14 protein-coding genes and 3 pseudogenes are annotated in these 15265 nt (G+C 45.1%); 12 read left to right on the top strand and 5 right to left on the bottom strand.

What is annotated here, in order from left to right:
- Positions 1–54: 54 nt before the first annotated feature.
- Together serA and prmA are read left to right on the top strand one after the other, a co-directional pair.
- Positions 55–1641 carry a phosphoglycerate dehydrogenase gene (serA, locus tag RMO55_RS07325; RefSeq protein WP_310425407.1) on the top strand — a complete coding sequence of 529 codons (1587 nt, stop codon included), beginning with the start codon at positions 55–57 and terminating at the stop codon, positions 1639–1641.
- 315 nt (positions 1642–1956) lie between these two features.
- Positions 1957–2844 (top strand): 50S ribosomal protein L11 methyltransferase, encoded by an 888-nt coding sequence (gene prmA / locus RMO55_RS07330; RefSeq protein WP_310425408.1) that lies wholly within the window; start codon positions 1957–1959, stop codon positions 2842–2844.
- Between the two features lie 101 nt (positions 2845–2945).
- On the opposite strand, the gene trmB is transcribed toward prmA, so the two are convergent.
- Both trmB and RMO55_RS07340 read right to left on the bottom strand, forming a co-directional pair.
- Positions 2946–3578, bottom strand: coding sequence for a tRNA (guanosine(46)-N7)-methyltransferase TrmB (trmB, locus tag RMO55_RS07335; RefSeq protein WP_310425409.1), 633 nt, complete (start codon positions 3576–3578; stop codon positions 2946–2948).
- A 273-nt stretch (positions 3579–3851) separates the two neighbouring features.
- Positions 3852–4238: an AbrB family transcriptional regulator gene (locus tag RMO55_RS07340; RefSeq protein ID WP_310425411.1), complete on the bottom strand. Its 387-nt coding sequence runs from the start codon at positions 4236–4238 to the stop codon at positions 3852–3854.
- A gap of 488 nt (positions 4239–4726) precedes the next feature.
- Between RMO55_RS07340 and glyQ the strand changes: the two genes are divergently transcribed.
- Positions 4727–5611 (top strand): glycine--tRNA ligase subunit alpha, encoded by an 885-nt coding sequence (gene glyQ / locus RMO55_RS07345; RefSeq protein WP_310425412.1) that lies wholly within the window; start codon positions 4727–4729, stop codon positions 5609–5611.
- Positions 5612–5846: 235 nt separating this feature from the next.
- Here the strand turns inward: glyQ and psbN are convergent, their stop codons facing one another.
- A complete protein-coding gene (gene psbN / locus RMO55_RS07350) occupies positions 5847–5978 on the bottom strand; it encodes a photosystem II reaction center protein PsbN (protein ID WP_310425414.1) in 132 nt (43 codons plus the stop codon).
- A 251-nt stretch (positions 5979–6229) separates the two neighbouring features.
- Between psbN and psbH the strand changes: the two genes are divergently transcribed.
- Together psbH and RMO55_RS07360 are read left to right on the top strand one after the other, a co-directional pair.
- Complete coding sequence (psbH, locus tag RMO55_RS07355; protein WP_310425415.1) at positions 6230–6430, top strand: photosystem II reaction center phosphoprotein PsbH; 201 nt, start codon at positions 6230–6232, stop codon at positions 6428–6430.
- Positions 6431–6648: 218 nt separating this feature from the next.
- Positions 6649–6900: a TatA/E family twin arginine-targeting protein translocase gene (locus RMO55_RS07360; RefSeq protein WP_310425416.1), complete on the top strand. Its 252-nt coding sequence runs from the start codon at positions 6649–6651 to the stop codon at positions 6898–6900.
- 6 nt (positions 6901–6906) lie between these two features.
- Here RMO55_RS07360 and RMO55_RS07365 read toward each other — a convergent pair whose 3' ends face one another.
- Entirely contained in the window at positions 6907–7296 is a 390-nt protein-coding gene (locus RMO55_RS07365; RefSeq protein WP_310425418.1) for a DUF309 domain-containing protein, read from the bottom strand.
- 199 nt (positions 7297–7495) lie between these two features.
- On the opposite strand from RMO55_RS07365, the gene RMO55_RS07370 reads away from it, so the two are divergent.
- From RMO55_RS07370 to RMO55_RS07385, 6 genes and pseudogenes are all read left to right on the top strand, one after another.
- Positions 7496–8092, top strand: coding sequence for a chromophore lyase CpcT/CpeT (locus RMO55_RS07370; RefSeq protein WP_310425420.1), 597 nt, complete (start codon positions 7496–7498; stop codon positions 8090–8092).
- A 133-nt stretch (positions 8093–8225) separates the two neighbouring features.
- Positions 8226–8696: pseudogene (locus RMO55_RS22190) on the top strand (AIR synthase related protein); the annotation flags it as partial.
- A 54-nt stretch (positions 8697–8750) separates the two neighbouring features.
- Positions 8751–10091, top strand: a pseudogene (locus RMO55_RS22195) (intein-containing phosphoribosylformylglycinamidine synthase II); the annotation flags it as partial.
- 27 nt (positions 10092–10118) lie between these two features.
- A pseudogene (purL, locus tag RMO55_RS22200) lies at positions 10119–11996 on the top strand (phosphoribosylformylglycinamidine synthase subunit PurL); the annotation flags it as partial.
- Between the two features lie 111 nt (positions 11997–12107).
- A complete protein-coding gene (locus RMO55_RS07380) occupies positions 12108–12488 on the top strand; it encodes a hypothetical protein (protein ID WP_310425423.1) in 381 nt (126 codons plus the stop codon).
- A 28-nt stretch (positions 12489–12516) separates the two neighbouring features.
- Positions 12517–12942 (top strand): hypothetical protein, encoded by a 426-nt coding sequence (locus RMO55_RS07385; RefSeq protein WP_310425425.1) that lies wholly within the window; start codon positions 12517–12519, stop codon positions 12940–12942.
- A 169-nt stretch (positions 12943–13111) separates the two neighbouring features.
- Here the strand turns inward: RMO55_RS07385 and RMO55_RS07390 are convergent, their stop codons facing one another.
- The gene (locus RMO55_RS07390) at positions 13112–14722 is read right to left on the bottom strand and encodes a B12-binding domain-containing radical SAM protein (RefSeq protein WP_396134209.1); all 1611 of its coding nucleotides are present in this window, start codon (positions 14720–14722) and stop codon (positions 13112–13114) included.
- A gap of 256 nt (positions 14723–14978) precedes the next feature.
- Between RMO55_RS07390 and RMO55_RS07395 the strand changes: the two genes are divergently transcribed.
- Positions 14979–15218, top strand: a complete 240-nt coding sequence (locus RMO55_RS07395; RefSeq protein ID WP_310425442.1) for a photosystem I reaction center subunit IV — start codon at positions 14979–14981, stop codon at positions 15216–15218.
- Positions 15219–15265 lie beyond the last annotated feature (47 nt).

Below are 15265 nucleotides of genomic sequence, written 5' to 3' on the forward strand. Positions count from 1 at the left end.
GATAATCCAGTTAAAATGTGCTATTGCCCTAATCTTTATTCTCCTTAACCGATCGTGTCTAAAGTTCTTGTTTCCGATCCCATCGACCAAGCGGGGATTGATATCCTATCGCAAGTCGCTCAAGTAGATGTTAAAATTGGCTTACCGCCTGAAGAATTGGCGCGGATTATCGGCGACTACGATGCGATTATGATTCGATCGGAAACCCGTGTCACTAAAGAAATTATCGAAGCTGCTAGCAATCTCAAGATTATCGGACGTGCAGGTGTTGGGGTAGATAACGTCGATGTCCCCGCCGCTACCCGCAAAGGAATCGTCGTAGTCAATTCTCCTGAAGGTAACACGATCGCGGCTGCCGAGCACGCACTGGCGATGATGTTATCGATGGCTCGCTACATCCCTGATGCTAACCAATCGATGAAAAGCGGACAGTGGAACCGCAAGCAATTTGTTGGTACCGAAGTTTATAAGAAAACTCTTGGTGTCGTCGGATTGGGTAAAATTGGCTCCCATGTCGCCACCGTCGCCAAAGCGATGGGGATGAAATTATTAGCATACGATCCGTTTATCTCCGCCGAACGTGCGGAACAGTTGGGTTGTAGGCTCGTGGATTTGGATACTATTTTCCGTGAGTCAGATTATATCACTCTACATATTCCCAAAACGCCGGAAACGGCTAACCTGATTAACGCCGAAACATTGGCAAAAATGAAACCCCAAGCGCGGATTATTAACTGTGCGCGGGGCGGAATTATCGATGAAACCGCATTAGCTACAGCGCTCCGCGATGGTACAATTGCAGGTGCGGCGATCGATGTATTTGCCACCGAACCACTAGGCGAATCTGAATTACGATCGATCGGTAAACAACTCGTCCTCACGCCCCACTTAGGCGCGTCTACAGCAGAAGCACAGGTAAATGTGGCGATCGATGTTGCCGAACAGATTCGGGACGTGTTGCTAGGGCTACCAGCCCGCTCTGCTGTAAATATTCCTGGTCTACACCCCGACGCGCTCCAGCAACTAAAACCATATCTCCAACTCGCTGAAACGATCGGTAATATGGTTAGTCAACTAGCTGGCGGACGGATTAACGATCTCCAAGTTGGCTTATATGGCGATCTCGCCGAACAACAAACCAAACCCATTATTACCGCCGCACTCAAAGGTTTATTATCTCCCGCACTACGGGAACGGGTGAACTATGTCAACGCGGGAATTGAAGCCAAAGAACGCGGAATTCACGTCTCCGAAACTCGCGATGCTTCGGTACGCGATTATGCGGCTACACTCAAATTAGTTGCCAAAGGTTCTCTAGGTCAACATTCAGTTACAGGTGCAGTTCTCGGTGATGCTGAGATGCGAATTATTAGTGTCGATGATTTCCCTGTCAACGTGGTACCTACTCAAAATATGCTCTTTACCGTGCATAAAGATGTACCTGGAATTATTGGGATTATTGGCTCTCTCTTGGGTAAATTTAATGTCAATATTGCCAGTATGCAAGTCGGACGCAAAATCGTGCGTGGTGATGCTGTCATGGTATTGAGTCTCGACGATCCATTACCCGATGGAATTCTGGCAGAAATCAAACAAGTAAATGGGATTAGTGATGCTTATACTGTCACACTAACTAGTTGATGTTCGATCGTTACAGCAGTTCCGGCTGTCATGAGGTACATTTTTTATTCTTAACCTTATCACTGACTAACTTTCAGAGATTAGACTACATCTCATAGCTGCTGGAAGTGCTGTAATAGTTAGTAATTAGATTCACAACAATCTTGCCGACAGCCGATCGCATTATGGTACTGTGGTGATGAATTATAGTTCGATCGCCACAGTTTACTGTCTGAATTCAGCGTCGATCGATCGGTAAGGATTTCATTCCCCCTACCAACAACCCGCAGAAGATCTAATCCCTAACCCCTAATTTATACGTCGATACATAGAATCATGTCTAATAGCTGGTGGGAAATTAAAATTGATTGCATACCCGATCTAGAAGAAAATATCTTTTGGAGATTGAGCGAGTTTGGGTGCAAAGGGATGTCTACGCAACAACAAGGCGATAAGATTTTAATTTCTGCTTATATTCCCCAAGTTCAAGTCAAACTATTAGCGGTATCCGATCTCTCATTACTATTGGAAGATGATGCTAGAGAAATTGGTTGTCAATTACCAGCAACTAAGTGTAATCTGATTGATGAAGAAGATTGGTCGAGTAGTTGGAAGCAACATTGGCAACCACAACCGATCGGCGATCGATTATTAATTAATCCAGCTTGGTTAGATACGCCGACAGATCCCGATCGAATCACTCTCCAACTCGATCCTGGTGTCGCCTTTGGGACAGGTACTCATGCAACCACCCAATTGTGCTTAGAAGCCCTCGAAATGCGCTTACAACCTGGTACAAATCTGACAATTGCCGACATCGGTTGTGGCTCTGGTATTCTCTCTACAGCAGCATTATTATTGGGTGCTAGACAGGTTTATGCAGTCGATAATGACCCATTAGCAGTCAAAGCAACTGGCGAAAATCGCGAGTTAAATGGCATCGCACCAGAAAGATTAATTGTCGATCTAGGCAGTATCGAAACACTTCAGTCGATGATTCCCGAACCTGTAGATGGTTTTGTTTGCAATATCTTAGCAGATATCATTATAATTCTAGCTCCTTCAATGTCAGCACTCGTCAAACCTAAAGGTTGGGCAGTTTTGAGTGGGATTTTATCGAGTCAAGTAGCTGATGTTTCTCATGTGCTCGAACAAAATGGCTGGACAGTTGGCACAGTCTGGAATCGTCAGGAATGGAGTTGCATCAATCTTAAGTATAAGTAGTGGATGGTGGATGGTGAATGGACAGATGGGAGGACGCAATCGTCCCAAAATCCTAACCCCGAATCCCGAACCCCGAACCCCGAACCCCTAATCCCGAACCCCTAATCCCTAATCCAAATAGCTCTGTGAACGGGTAAACCTTTATTGAGGGTGGCTATTTCTCGTTCTGTAGGTATACCTAGCGGATTTGGCTCTAGCCAGTCGGTTTGAGTGCGACAGAAGGCTGGATTTTCGCTAAATCGATCGCACATTTCTTGGGCTACCCATTCGAGATCCGATTGTAAAAATATTTCGCCACCAGTGGGTAAATAGCGGGCGATATCGTTGACTAATTCTGGTTGAACGACACGACGTTTGGCATGTCTAGTTTTGAAGCAGGGATCTGGATACTGAATGCTGATGCGCTGTAGTTTTCCTGGTGGGAGCGATGCGAGGAGCGTAGCTAAGGAAGTATTAATATTGCCAAAGACATAGTGCAGATTGTTCGAGCTGACTTCATCCCGTTTTTGGTTGGCATAGACGACGAGAGATTCGCGAATTTCAATCCCTAAATAGTTCCACTCTCGATTTTTCTCAGCCAATTGTAGCAAAAATCTTCCCCCGGCACAGCCAATATCGATATGAATCGGCGCAGACAAATTAGCATAAATTACCGACCAATCGGGCGGAATTAGAGACTGTTGATAGATAATACTTAGGGGATTAACATGTTGCCTAACTTTGATCCGAGACATGGAACTAGCAATAATGTAAGAAATAGATTCTGTAAAACTTTCCCACACATAGATAAAGCTAGTAAATATCGGATGGCTACAGTCGCTGTCTAAAATTTACTAGCAAGGTGCGGAAATAAAGATCGATCGAGATGATGACTCAAGCAACCGATGGGGAGCTATATTTTAGATAAGTTATCATCTCAAGATCGTTCTCTACTCTTGATGATTCTCTCCAGGGAGATCCTAGGCTATCGAGATACATCCGATAATTGGGGGATAGATCGCCTCGGTCTATTCATCCCCATCTTTGTCGATTTGTTTGAGATGAATGTGCTTGCGTCCGAGGGAAATTTCAAACACATCGCCTTCCTTCAAGCCCATCTGCTTGGTATAAGCAGCACCAATCAATAAGTTGTTATTAGATTGGACGGTGATTTTGTAGCTAGCACTGCGACCGCCACGACCGCTACCAACAGCTTTACTATCTAGCTCGATGCCTTCAGCATCAATCATCGCGTTCAAAAATTTCATCATGTTAACGCGCTCGACACCGTTCTTTGTTTCGGTGAAGTAGCCACATTCACGTGCTTTATCTTCTTTGCTCGTACTGCCGAGGTCTTTGACTTTTTGGAGCAGTTCTTCGCCAACTAGTGGCTCAATATTTTTCTTATTACTCATTAACTTAGATTTAAACCTAGGGGATCTAACGCTATCCGGCGTTGCGGTTTTGCTAAACTAGACCTGCAATTAGTTATCGGAGGTTGCTATTAGCACTTATCTCCATAGTACACTGACTAGAGCAAGTTTATTAACTATCTCTATCTAAAATACCATCTTTTTTAGATTGGAACGAAACTTATGTTTAAATATCAGGTGAATAGTAAATAGTCGATAGTGGATAGTGAATAGTGAATCGAAAATAGTGGAGCGGAGTTATCGCAATCCCCATTGTCTCATTTGTCGATCGAAAAGTAGGGGTAATTAATGAATTACCCCTAATAGCTTGCGTTATTAAAAAGGGGAGGGGGATTGGGGGACGCACAAAAATCTGGCATCATCCCTCAAATCGGTAACTCCAGATTTACGATTACCTCCGGTACGCTCCCCGAACGGCATAAAAAGCCATAAACTTGAGAGTACCACTTCCATCTGTATTTAATTTTTAAATGAATTTTCAATCCGTCGTCGCTACTCTGAACCAATTTTGGAGCGCACAAGGCTGCGCAATCGTCCAATCATACGATACGGAAAAAGGTGCCGCCACCAAGAGCCATCATACTTTCTTGAGATCGATCGGCCCCGAACCTTGGTCGGTAGCTTATATCGAACCCTGTCGTCGTCCTGGCGACGGACGTTATGGCCAAAATCCCAATCGTTATCAGCAATACTATCAATATCAAGTCTTAATCAAACCCTCGCCAGACAACATTCAGGAGGTGTACATAGACTCACTCCGTGCCGTGGGTATCAAACCAGAAGACCATGATATTCGATTTGTAGAAGACAACTGGGAAGATGCCGCAATGGGTGCGTGGGGAGTAGGTTGGGAGGTGTGGCTAGATGGAATGGAAGTGACCCAATTTACCTATTTCCAGCAGTGTGGTGGGATTGATTGTCGTCCGGTATCGATCGAGATTACCTATGGTTTGGAACGACTGTGTATGTATCTTCAGGATGTAGACTCGTTTGCCAAGATTCAATGGAATGATACAATTACCTACGCCGATATCTATCTCCAGTCGGAAATCGAGCAGTCTACCTATAATTTTGAAGCATCCAATCCCGAACTATTATTTACGCTCTTCAATCTCTATCAGCAGGAAGCAGAGCAACTGATTGCCAGAGAATTGGTGATGCCAAGTTTGGACTATGTGCTCAAATGCTCCCATACCTTTAATATGCTAGATGCCAGGGGCGTAATTTCAGTTACCGAGCGAACGCGGTACATTGGGAAAGTACGCGGTTTAGCCAGACAAGTCGCTCATCTCTATCTAGCGCAACGCGAACAGCTAGGTTTTCCCCTTATGGCTAAATCTCCTGTAGTGGTGTAAGAGACTTCCAATAATAAAATCATTCCAGCATTTTCGAGACAGCCGCCAATCAGAATATCGGTTAATTGAGATTGAGATTATTAATTATTTGGAAGTCCCTAAGGGAAAATACTCAGAAACATCTGAGACCTAGATGGTGGGCAGCAGCTCCCGCTCGGCAAACCCGACGGTTTAGGGAGACAAGACAGTGCCCACCTCACATCTATTGTTATTCACTTTCAACTTTCAACTAAACCTAGTCTTCATGATCGTCAAAAGGATCTGATAATTGTTTGGCTGGAGGACCAAAAGAAACATATAAACCATAGGCAGTTGTGAGAACTACCATTGCACCTAATGTAATGCTAAGAACTGTTGCAGATTCCACGATCGATTCACCTTTGGGATATTACTACTCCTATAATGTTACTGAATTTTACAAAAATTTACCAAAATCTCAGAATTAATATCAATCGATTTCAGATCTATGTTCGCAGAGGCTGTGCTAACACATAGCAGCACCCACTAAAAACCAGAACGGGATCGGTTGTCGAAAACTGGAATTTTCTTTGGTAAACTAAGGATGTGGAATGGTTCCACCATCCAGATATAATATCTATATAACATCATCGGTGACGCATGGCACAACGTACTAAATTAGGAGATATTCTCAGACCTCTCAATGCTGAATATGGTAAAGTCGTTCCTGGTTGGGGTACTACCCCAGTAATGGGCGTATTTATGCTACTATTCCTGGTCTTTTTATTAATCATCCTCCAAATCTACAATAACTCTCTCGTTCTTGATAGTTTTTCTGTTGACTGGAGTGGCGGAAAATAGGATAAATTCTCCACTGGAGAAACGTGACTGGAGATTGGGTGAGGGGAGTGGATGCAATCGATCGGCAGGAAACTTCCGATGCTTTGCACCTTTAGGAGGTTAACTCTAACCCCATACCCGATCGATCGCCACTGGGCCATAAATATCTGTAAATTTGGATACAATGACGGTATAGGACTGACGATTATACTGTCCGATCGAGTGTAAGGAATAAGATTATGAACTTTTTTGGGATCGGTTTGCCGGAAACTATCGCGATCGCTGTTGTCGTATTATTGGTGTTTGGTCCCAAGAAATTACCAGAAATCGGTAAGAGTCTAGGTAAAGCCATTAAGGGGTTCCAAGAAGCCTCGAATGATTTTCAGTCTGAGTTTAAGAAAGAGGTAGACGCGATTGAATCTGCGGTGAAAACGCCCAGTCAACTCGAATCGACAGAGGCTGTCAATCATAAATCAGATACTAATACTTAATTATATTTAGAGCAAGTACACCTTTGGTAAAAGGGTGAGATCTTCGGGTAATCGATCGACAAAATCCCCGATCCCGTCGGTACCGATCGATTGTAGTGTCTGCAATAGATGGCTACTGTCTTGAATCAGTCGAGCGACATCGATACCTGCATAGATTGGTTGATAATAAGGCAACCTGCCGATACCTTCTCCCAGTAAAGTAACGGCACCTCGCCAGTTGCGATTGTGAAGATGATAGCAGGCAACAGCAATTTGCAACACACCTTGGTAGAATTTTTTATCTGGATCGATCGAATCCATCCACAAAGCTTCGAGAGTATCATGACAAGCATAATATTCTCCTGCATTAAATTCATTAATACCTTTTAACCATTCGGGTGGAGCATAATTGTTCATGCGGATTTTGGACTTTACCTTCGTTCTACTAAACGTTCAACACTTCTCCTGACAGAGCGACTGAAATCACGCGGAGGATGCCTTGCGCATGTGTTTCAGTCAGCGATTCGCGCTCTGGAGGTTCCCTCCAGATTGAGCGAATCAAGACAAGACAGACGCTACGTTACGACCACGCTCAGTGCAAGCTTTCAACTTAATTATGACTCATTCTACAGATATTCCGACCCTAGCACGCTGGATGGCTGGAGATTTTAGCAATCAAGCGCAAGCATATGAAAACCCGCCATTTTTCGCGCACATTCGGGTGTGTATGCGTCCGCTACCGTATGAGTTATTCGGTGGAGTGAGTTTATTTCTCGAACAGGCTTATGATTTTATGCTCCACAATCCCTATCGATTGAGGGTGTTGAACTTTGTCATCGTAAACGAGCGGATTGAAATCGAGCATTATAATATCGAACCTGAAGCTGAGTTTCATGGAGCTGCACGCAAGCCAGAAATGTTCCAACAACTCACTCGCGATAAAATCGTTAAGATGCCAGGCTGTACGATGATTACCGAATGGAATGGGAATAGTTTCAAGGGTTATGTAGAACCTGGAAAGGGCTGTAAGGTAACGCGAAATGGCAAAGATACTTATTTGGACAATAGCTTTGAAATTGAGCCGCAGAAGCTAATTAGCCTCGATCGAGGTCGTGATATTGAAACCGACGAACATGTCTGGGGATCGATCGCTGGGCCATTTGAGTTTACTCAGACAGTGAGTTTTGCAGATGAAATACAGCTTGACGTTTAGCCTGTAAGATCGACATTCGGTTTAATACTAGAATTATTTAACTTGTGTTGAATAATGTTAGAGATTAATTCGAGTCGATACTGTATTGTCATCGCGCCGATCGTTAACGAATAACCCAACCTCACACCCACCCATGACATCCCCCTTCACCCCTGCTGAAATCGCTGCTCAAGGTATCAAACCGAACGAATACGAGGAAATCGTCCAAAGACTCGGCAGACACCCCAACAAAGCCGAATTAGGCATGTTTGGGGTGATGTGGTCGGAACACTGTTGCTACAAGAATTCCCGTCCGCTGCTGAGTCAATTTCCCACTACCGGAAAGCGGGTGCTGGTAGGTCCTGGGGAGAATGCTGGCGTAATCGATCTTGGCGATGGACTTCAACTTGCATTTAAAATTGAATCTCACAATCATCCCTCGGCTGTCGAACCATTTCAAGGCGCGGCGACTGGTGTCGGTGGTATTCTCCGAGATATTTTTACAATGGGTGCGCGTCCCATTGCGATTCTCAATTCGCTCCGATTTGGCGATCTCAAGGATGCTAAAACTCGGCGGTTATTTACAGGTGTTGTCGCAGGGATTTCTCACTATGGTAACTGTCTAATTGGAACTGAAACCTTTGTCTGGAGAAATATACAGGGGATTCACTTCGATACGATCGGAAATTTTGTCACTACTCATTTACCCACTGGTGCGGATACATTAGAACTCGCGCCTGGAATTGAAACTCTATCGATCGATCCTAAAACCAACCGTAGTAATTGGCAACCAGTCAGCCGGATTTTCAAGCGTCAAACTGATACGCTGATTAATATTCGCACTTCGCTCGGACGCACGCTGACAGTTACACCAGATCATCCGATGTTGCGGATTGAGGCTGAGAACAAAGTGCGGATTCGTTATGCCCAAACCCTGCGCATGGGCGACGATTTGCCGATTCTTCAGAAGTTACCAGAAGTTCAGGGACAGGCGCGGATGCTGGATCTGATTGAGGCAATTGATCTCAATCTGCACGCCGACAAAGATCTCTGTATCGCCCTCCCACCATCATGGCAACCAACAGATCTGATTCGCACCACCCTAGAATTATTTGAACAATCAATTCAGAAACGCAACCACTACCTCAATACTAAGACCTTCCCACTCGATCGAGTCCTCAGTCTCGAACAACTTTTGGGACTAGAACAAGTCCTCAATTTCTCTCGTGCTGACCTCAAAATCGGGCAACATGGCAAGGATGATTGGATTCCGGCTTTAATTCAACCAAACGCAGCTTTCGCTCGTCTGTTGGGCTATTTTGTCTCTGCGGGGAATGTCTCTCCGTCGGGCAATGTTTATCGGATTTTCTTTAACTTTAGCCATAATGAAACCGCTGCGGCTACAGATGCGATCGAAATTCTCCAAAGTCTGGGCATTCCGGCCAATTCGCAACAGCGCACTTCTGGGATGGCGGTTTGCGTTTCATCCTGGCTATTGGGCTATCTATTTACGCAGGTGTGGAAATGTGGGAATGAATCCACCCACAAACGCATCCCCGATTTCATGTGGGATTGGAGTCCCGAACTTCAGCAAGAATTACTCAAGAGTTTGATTCGGAATAATCCGACAATCCCCAATCCCACAAGCGGCGCAGCTCAGGACAAAATTTTCTGTTCTACCTCCAGTCGTCAATTATTCGATCAAATCTTGCTATTGATGCAGAATCAAGGCATCAATCCTCAAGTCCACCATCGCCCCGCATCTGTCGGACAGATTAAAGGACGTGAATTTCACTACGCAGCATTATGGCAAATTGAAGTCCGCCACGATTGGTTCAGAAATTTAGCTCCAACCCAAACGCAATCAAACTGCCTCGAAGTTGGCGGCGGTGCTGCTACGATCGCCGCCAGCGTAGCAACCGTCAACGCGATGGGAATGGTGAAAATTCAAAGCATCGCTACCCATAATGTCGAAACTTGCGATGTCTACGATGTCGAAGTCGATGGTACCCACCTATTTGTCACCAGCGGCGGCATTATCACCCACAATTGCGTCGGTGTTCCTACCGTTGGCGGCGAAGTTTATTTTGACCCCGCCTACTCTGGAAATCCCTTGGTCAATGCGATGGCGTTGGGCTTGATGGAAACCGATACAATCGTTAAATCCGGCGCGTCAGGTATCGGTAATCCCGTTCTCTACGTCGGTTCCACCACTGGACGCGATGGCATGGGTGGAGCCAGTTTCGCCAGTGCTGAACTGACCGCCGAATCGATCGATAATCGCCCCGCCGTCCAAGTTGGCGATCCTTTCCTCGAAAAATCCCTAATCGAAGCCTGTCTCGAAGCCTTCAAAACTGGCGCAGTCGTCGCCGCTCAAGACATGGGAGCCGCTGGTATCACCTGTTCCTGCGCGGAAATGTCCGCAAAAGGTGGTGTCGGCGTAGAATTCGACCTCGATCTCGTCCCCGCCCGCGAACCTGGGATGGTGCCTTACGAGTACCTGTTATCCGAATCCCAAGAACGGATGTTATTTGTCGCTCACAAAGGACGCGAACAGGAATTAATCGACATCTTCGAGCGGTGGGGACTCCACGCCGTCGTCGCTGGTAAGGTAATCGAGGAGCCAATCGTGCGAATTCTATGGCAAGGATCGATCGCCGCTGAAGTCCCCGCCACCGCCCTGGCAGACAACACCCCGATTTATAAGCGGGAAGTGATGGCAGAAGCTCCAGCATACGCCCAAACAGCCTGGGCATGGACACCAGACCAACTCCCCCCAGCCACCGCCCAAGGCATCGAAATTCAGGGCAAATCCCACAGTTGGAATGATGTACTGTTGACCCTATTAGATACACCTTCGATCGCCTCCAAACGCTGGGTCTACCGTCAATACGACCACCAAGTCCAAAACAACACCGTCATGCTCCCAGGTGGCGGCGATGCCGCAGTCATCCGCATCCGCCCCCTGGAGCCGATCCAAGGTCGCAAAGCCATCATTAATAACCCCAACCTCGGTGTAGCCGCCACCGTAGACTGCAACCCCCGTTACGTCTACCTCAACCCCTACGAAGGCGCGAAAATGGTCGTCGCCGAAGCCGCCCGCAACCTCAGTTGTGTCGGAGCCGAACCCGTTGCTGTGACTGACAATCTTAACTTCGGTAGCCCCGAAAAACCGATCGGCTATTGGCAACTCGCTAATGCCTGCAAGGGTCTATCCGAAGCGTGCAGCGCGTTTGATACCCCCGTCACAGGTGGAAACGTCTCCCTCTATAACGAAACCTTCGATCCAGACGGAAAGCCCGTCCCGATTTACCCTACTCCCGTCGTCGGAATGGTAGGAATCGTCGATGATATTACCAAAATCTGTGGTCAAGGTTGGCAAAATACAGGCGATCGAATCTACCTGATGGGTATCCCGACAGCCGCGAAGACATCCCCCGAAGTGACGTTAGGGGCATCGGAATATTTAGCGATGCTGCACCAGACAGTTGCAGGACAGCCCCCAACGGTGAATTTTGACCTCGAACTCAAAGTTCAAGCCGCCTGTCGTTATGGGATTCGTCAAGGCTGGATTAAATCCGCTCACGACTCCGCCGAGGGTGGTTTAGCAGTGGCTCTGGCTGAATGTTGTATCTCTGGCAATAAAGGTGCAGCAATTAATATTGGTGCTATCGATAATCGTTGGGATACGGTGTTATTTGGTGAAGGTGGCGCGAGAATTATCGTCTCGATCGATCCTAGTCATCAAGCTGAATTCGAGGCTTATTTAAATGCTCATATTACTGATGCTTGGCAATATTTAGGTAATGTTGGCACTGCTGATGACCATTTTCAAGTAACTGCTGAAACCGGATTAATCGATCTGGATATCGCGGCAATTACTGAAACTTGGGCAACGGCGATCGAGCGTCGTTTGGATGTTTAACTTGCTAGTTCCAGGTAACTAGCAACCAGAAACCCGACTTTTTCAGAAAAAGTCGGGTTTCTTACCTCTCTAGTTAGTCGAGATAGACCGAGTTATAGGAATCTATTCCAAATGAAAATCTTCTGTGAGTGCGGCTATGTGATTTATGACAACTCAGCTGCTATTAGCTATAAAGCCAGATTTACAGCCAACCAAGATTCTTTCGATTTGTGCGATAAAATAGAAGAACAAATTAAAAAACTAGTAACAAATATCGAATATGCTGCATCTAATAAAATCGATGTAGATGTATTAGTAGAAGATACAATGACAAATGTATCTGATACCATAATTGATTATAGTCGGACTATCTATCAATGTTCGGGGTGTGGTCGTCTCTTTGTTGATGATAATCAATTTCATACTCATGTTTTCATACCGCAAGATGATTCAGTGCCAAAGAATCTGATGCGCTCAATTAAGGGCGATAAGTGGAGATTTAATCCAGATTGATTTGTATTTATTTTAATTCTTAACTATTATGACTGAAAATAATGAATCTTCAGATCGGCTCGATCGATTAGAGCGGTTAATGGAGCAGCAAATAATTAATATGGATCGGCAATTAACTATTAATGCCGATCTTACTCAGCAGATCAAAGAAATTAGTATCCAAATCAAGGCACAGGCAACATTTCACGACAGGTTCGAGCAAGAATTATCTACCACCAGAAAACTAATAGAATCTAATGCTAAAGCGATCGCAGCGAATAGCACCAGTATTGACAGCGAACGTAAGGCAATTAAAGAATTGCGTCGGACTATTCGCGAGTCGAGATTAGATAATCTCGATCGTCATAGAGATCATCAAGAGCGGACTAATGCACTTTATGATAGTCTCGATGATTTACAGGATGATATCAAAGAAATTGGTCGGAAGATCGACAGAAAAAATTCTTCTGAATGATTACTAATATATCTCATCCCGCGTAGGTGAACTTTGCAGTACTAGCAACACTCGTGAAGCGTATCCGTATATTACCTAGACTGATTTCATCGATATTTGAGATCGTCTCCAGGAAAGTTTATAAACTAGTACTGAGAGGCGTAAATAAATAGTATTTAGATCGATCGAATTAGTCAGATGAAAACTGTGCTGTTGCTGATTCCAAGTGTTTGATTAAAGTAGACTGAGGTAATGGTCCAATAATGTGCTGCCAGGGCAACACTAGATCGAGATCCCAAGTTTGATGAACGTAGAAATTTAGCTCTGGAACTTGACCGCGTAGCTCTTTAAATGCTCGCCGAAAACTACCGATCGAATCTCCATAATTTCGGGTGAGTTCGAGTAAATGAGACAATCGTCGATCGCCTCTAGAAATTATCGCTTGAATTACAGACCAATTATAGCTTTCAGGACGAAATTCAATGCCATTAGGTGTAAGTTTTTTTTGGAGTAATTTCAATCTTTTGTCGGCTTCTTTATTCACTCCAAACCATTGAAATGGAGTATGAGCTTTTGGAACGAACGTACTGCAACCAAAAGTTAGACGTAAGCCTGGAACAGCTTTTTTCAGAGATCGCAGCATCTTAACTGTCTCTTCTACGTCGTCATTTTCTTCACCTGGAATTCCCACCATTCCATAAAGCTTCAGTCCTTTTAACCCACCTGCTTTAGCATTGCTGGCGGCTTGGAATATTTCATCAGTCTCTAACTTCTTATTGACAATTTTCCTAATTTTTTCCGATCCACTTTCGACTGCGATCGTTAGCGATTTACTATCCCGTCTTGAGAGAGTTTCAGCTAATTGAACGGTGACGGTATTCGTGCGAACTGAAGATACACTCAATCGGACATCATCATACTTAGGTTGAGCGAGATGTTCTAGTAATGCTGGGAATTCTGGATGTTGGGTAACAGATGCGCCGAGTAAACCCAAGCGATTTGTCACCGTTAAACCATTATCGATCGCGGGAATCAAAGATTCTTCTACACTAGCGACGCGAAATGGTAAAGTCAAATAGCTTGCCAAACAAAATCGACACATTTCTGGGCAACTACGGACGATTTCCACCATGAAAATATTTTCCCATGCTGCTTTCTCTGTAACGACGGTAGAAACAGAAAGTGTATTGCCGCGATAGGTTTGTTTGGTAATAGTTGGGGGGATATTACTATCGATCGGTAGAATACTGGTAATTAGATTCCCATCATATTCAACCCGATATAAGCTAGGGATATAAATTCCAGGGACTTGGGCAAGATGTTTGAGCTTGGTGACTCGATCGGCTGTGCGAACTTGTTGATAAGCTGTAATAAAATTGCCAAGTAAATCTTCTCCATCGCCGACTAAAATCACATCAAAAAAATCAGCGAAAGGCTCAGGATTCGCACTGAGAACTGGCCCACCACCGAATATCAGTGGATCGTTATCCCCGCGATTGTTACTACGAATCGGAACTTCTAGAAACTCTAATAGATTGAGAATATTGACATAATCTAATTCCCAAGATAGTGAAAATCCTACCAGTTCAGGCGATCGAGGCAAAGATTCATGGGCATCAGTAAATAGTCGCGAAACCTCCAGATCCGATCGCATCGCCAAAGTAGCCCACACCACCTGATATCCTAAGCTAGTAATCCCAACCGTATAAGTATTCGGAAAAGCAAAGATCGTTGGTACCGCATCTCGATCTGGTGATGCAGGTGTGAATAAAAGGTGTTCGGCGTTGAAGATGGGGTTCACGGAGTGGGGGTGTTGGGGTGTTGGGGAGTGGGGGAGTGGGGTGTGTGGGTGTTGGGGTGTTGGGGTGTTTCTTACTCCGTTACTCCCATACCCCCACTCCCTAAAGCCTAAAACTATCGAGCCTAAAGCCTAGATTTGTTTAAGCTTTGTTACCTTGTGTCTAAAAGATGGCGAAATTTGCAGAAAATAAGCGTGTATGGCTAATTGTGGCTGCACCCTTTTTAAAAATCAATTACTCCAAACCGGAACAGTAATTATGGCACTTCAACGTGGTTCTAAAGTTCGCGTCCTTCGCAAAGAATCCTACTGGTTTCAAGATGTCGGGAACGTCGTCTCGATCGACCAAAGCGGCATCAAATATAACGTAATTGTGCGTTTTGATAAAGTTAATTATAGTGGCTTCAGCGGTAGTGCTGGTGGAGTTAATACTAATAACTTTGCAGTCAGCGAATTGGTAGAAGTCTCCGCGCCAGCGGCTAAAGCTGCCAAAAAGTAAGCTACACCAGAACTGGCGACTAGGCGAGGGCGATCGATCTATACTAA

The organism is Chamaesiphon sp. VAR_48_metabat_135_sub (assembly GCF_031418915.1).
GTDB lineage: Bacteria > Cyanobacteriota > Cyanobacteriia > Cyanobacteriales > Chamaesiphonaceae > Chamaesiphon.

Coding starts and splice junctions, on each gene's coding strand:
- prmA (WP_310425408.1), top strand. CDS start 1,957: ATGTCTAATAGCTGGTGGGAAATTAAAATTGATTGCATACCCGATCTA.
- trmB (WP_310425409.1), bottom strand. CDS start 3,578: ATGTCTCGGATCAAAGTTAGGCAACATGTTAATCCCCTAAGTATTATC.
- RMO55_RS07340 (WP_310425411.1), bottom strand. CDS start 4,238: ATGAGTAATAAGAAAAATATTGAGCCACTAGTTGGCGAAGAACTGCTC.
- glyQ (WP_310425412.1), top strand. CDS start 4,727: ATGAATTTTCAATCCGTCGTCGCTACTCTGAACCAATTTTGGAGCGCA.
- psbH (WP_310425415.1), top strand. CDS start 6,230: ATGGCACAACGTACTAAATTAGGAGATATTCTCAGACCTCTCAATGCT.
- RMO55_RS07360 (WP_310425416.1), top strand. CDS start 6,649: ATGAACTTTTTTGGGATCGGTTTGCCGGAAACTATCGCGATCGCTGTT.
- RMO55_RS07365 (WP_310425418.1), bottom strand. CDS start 7,296: ATGAACAATTATGCTCCACCCGAATGGTTAAAAGGTATTAATGAATTT.
- RMO55_RS07370 (WP_310425420.1), top strand. CDS start 7,496: ATGACTCATTCTACAGATATTCCGACCCTAGCACGCTGGATGGCTGGA.
- RMO55_RS07380 (WP_310425423.1), top strand. CDS start 12,108: ATGAAAATCTTCTGTGAGTGCGGCTATGTGATTTATGACAACTCAGCT.
- RMO55_RS07385 (WP_310425425.1), top strand. CDS start 12,517: ATGACTGAAAATAATGAATCTTCAGATCGGCTCGATCGATTAGAGCGG.
- RMO55_RS07395 (WP_310425442.1), top strand. CDS start 14,979: ATGGCACTTCAACGTGGTTCTAAAGTTCGCGTCCTTCGCAAAGAATCC.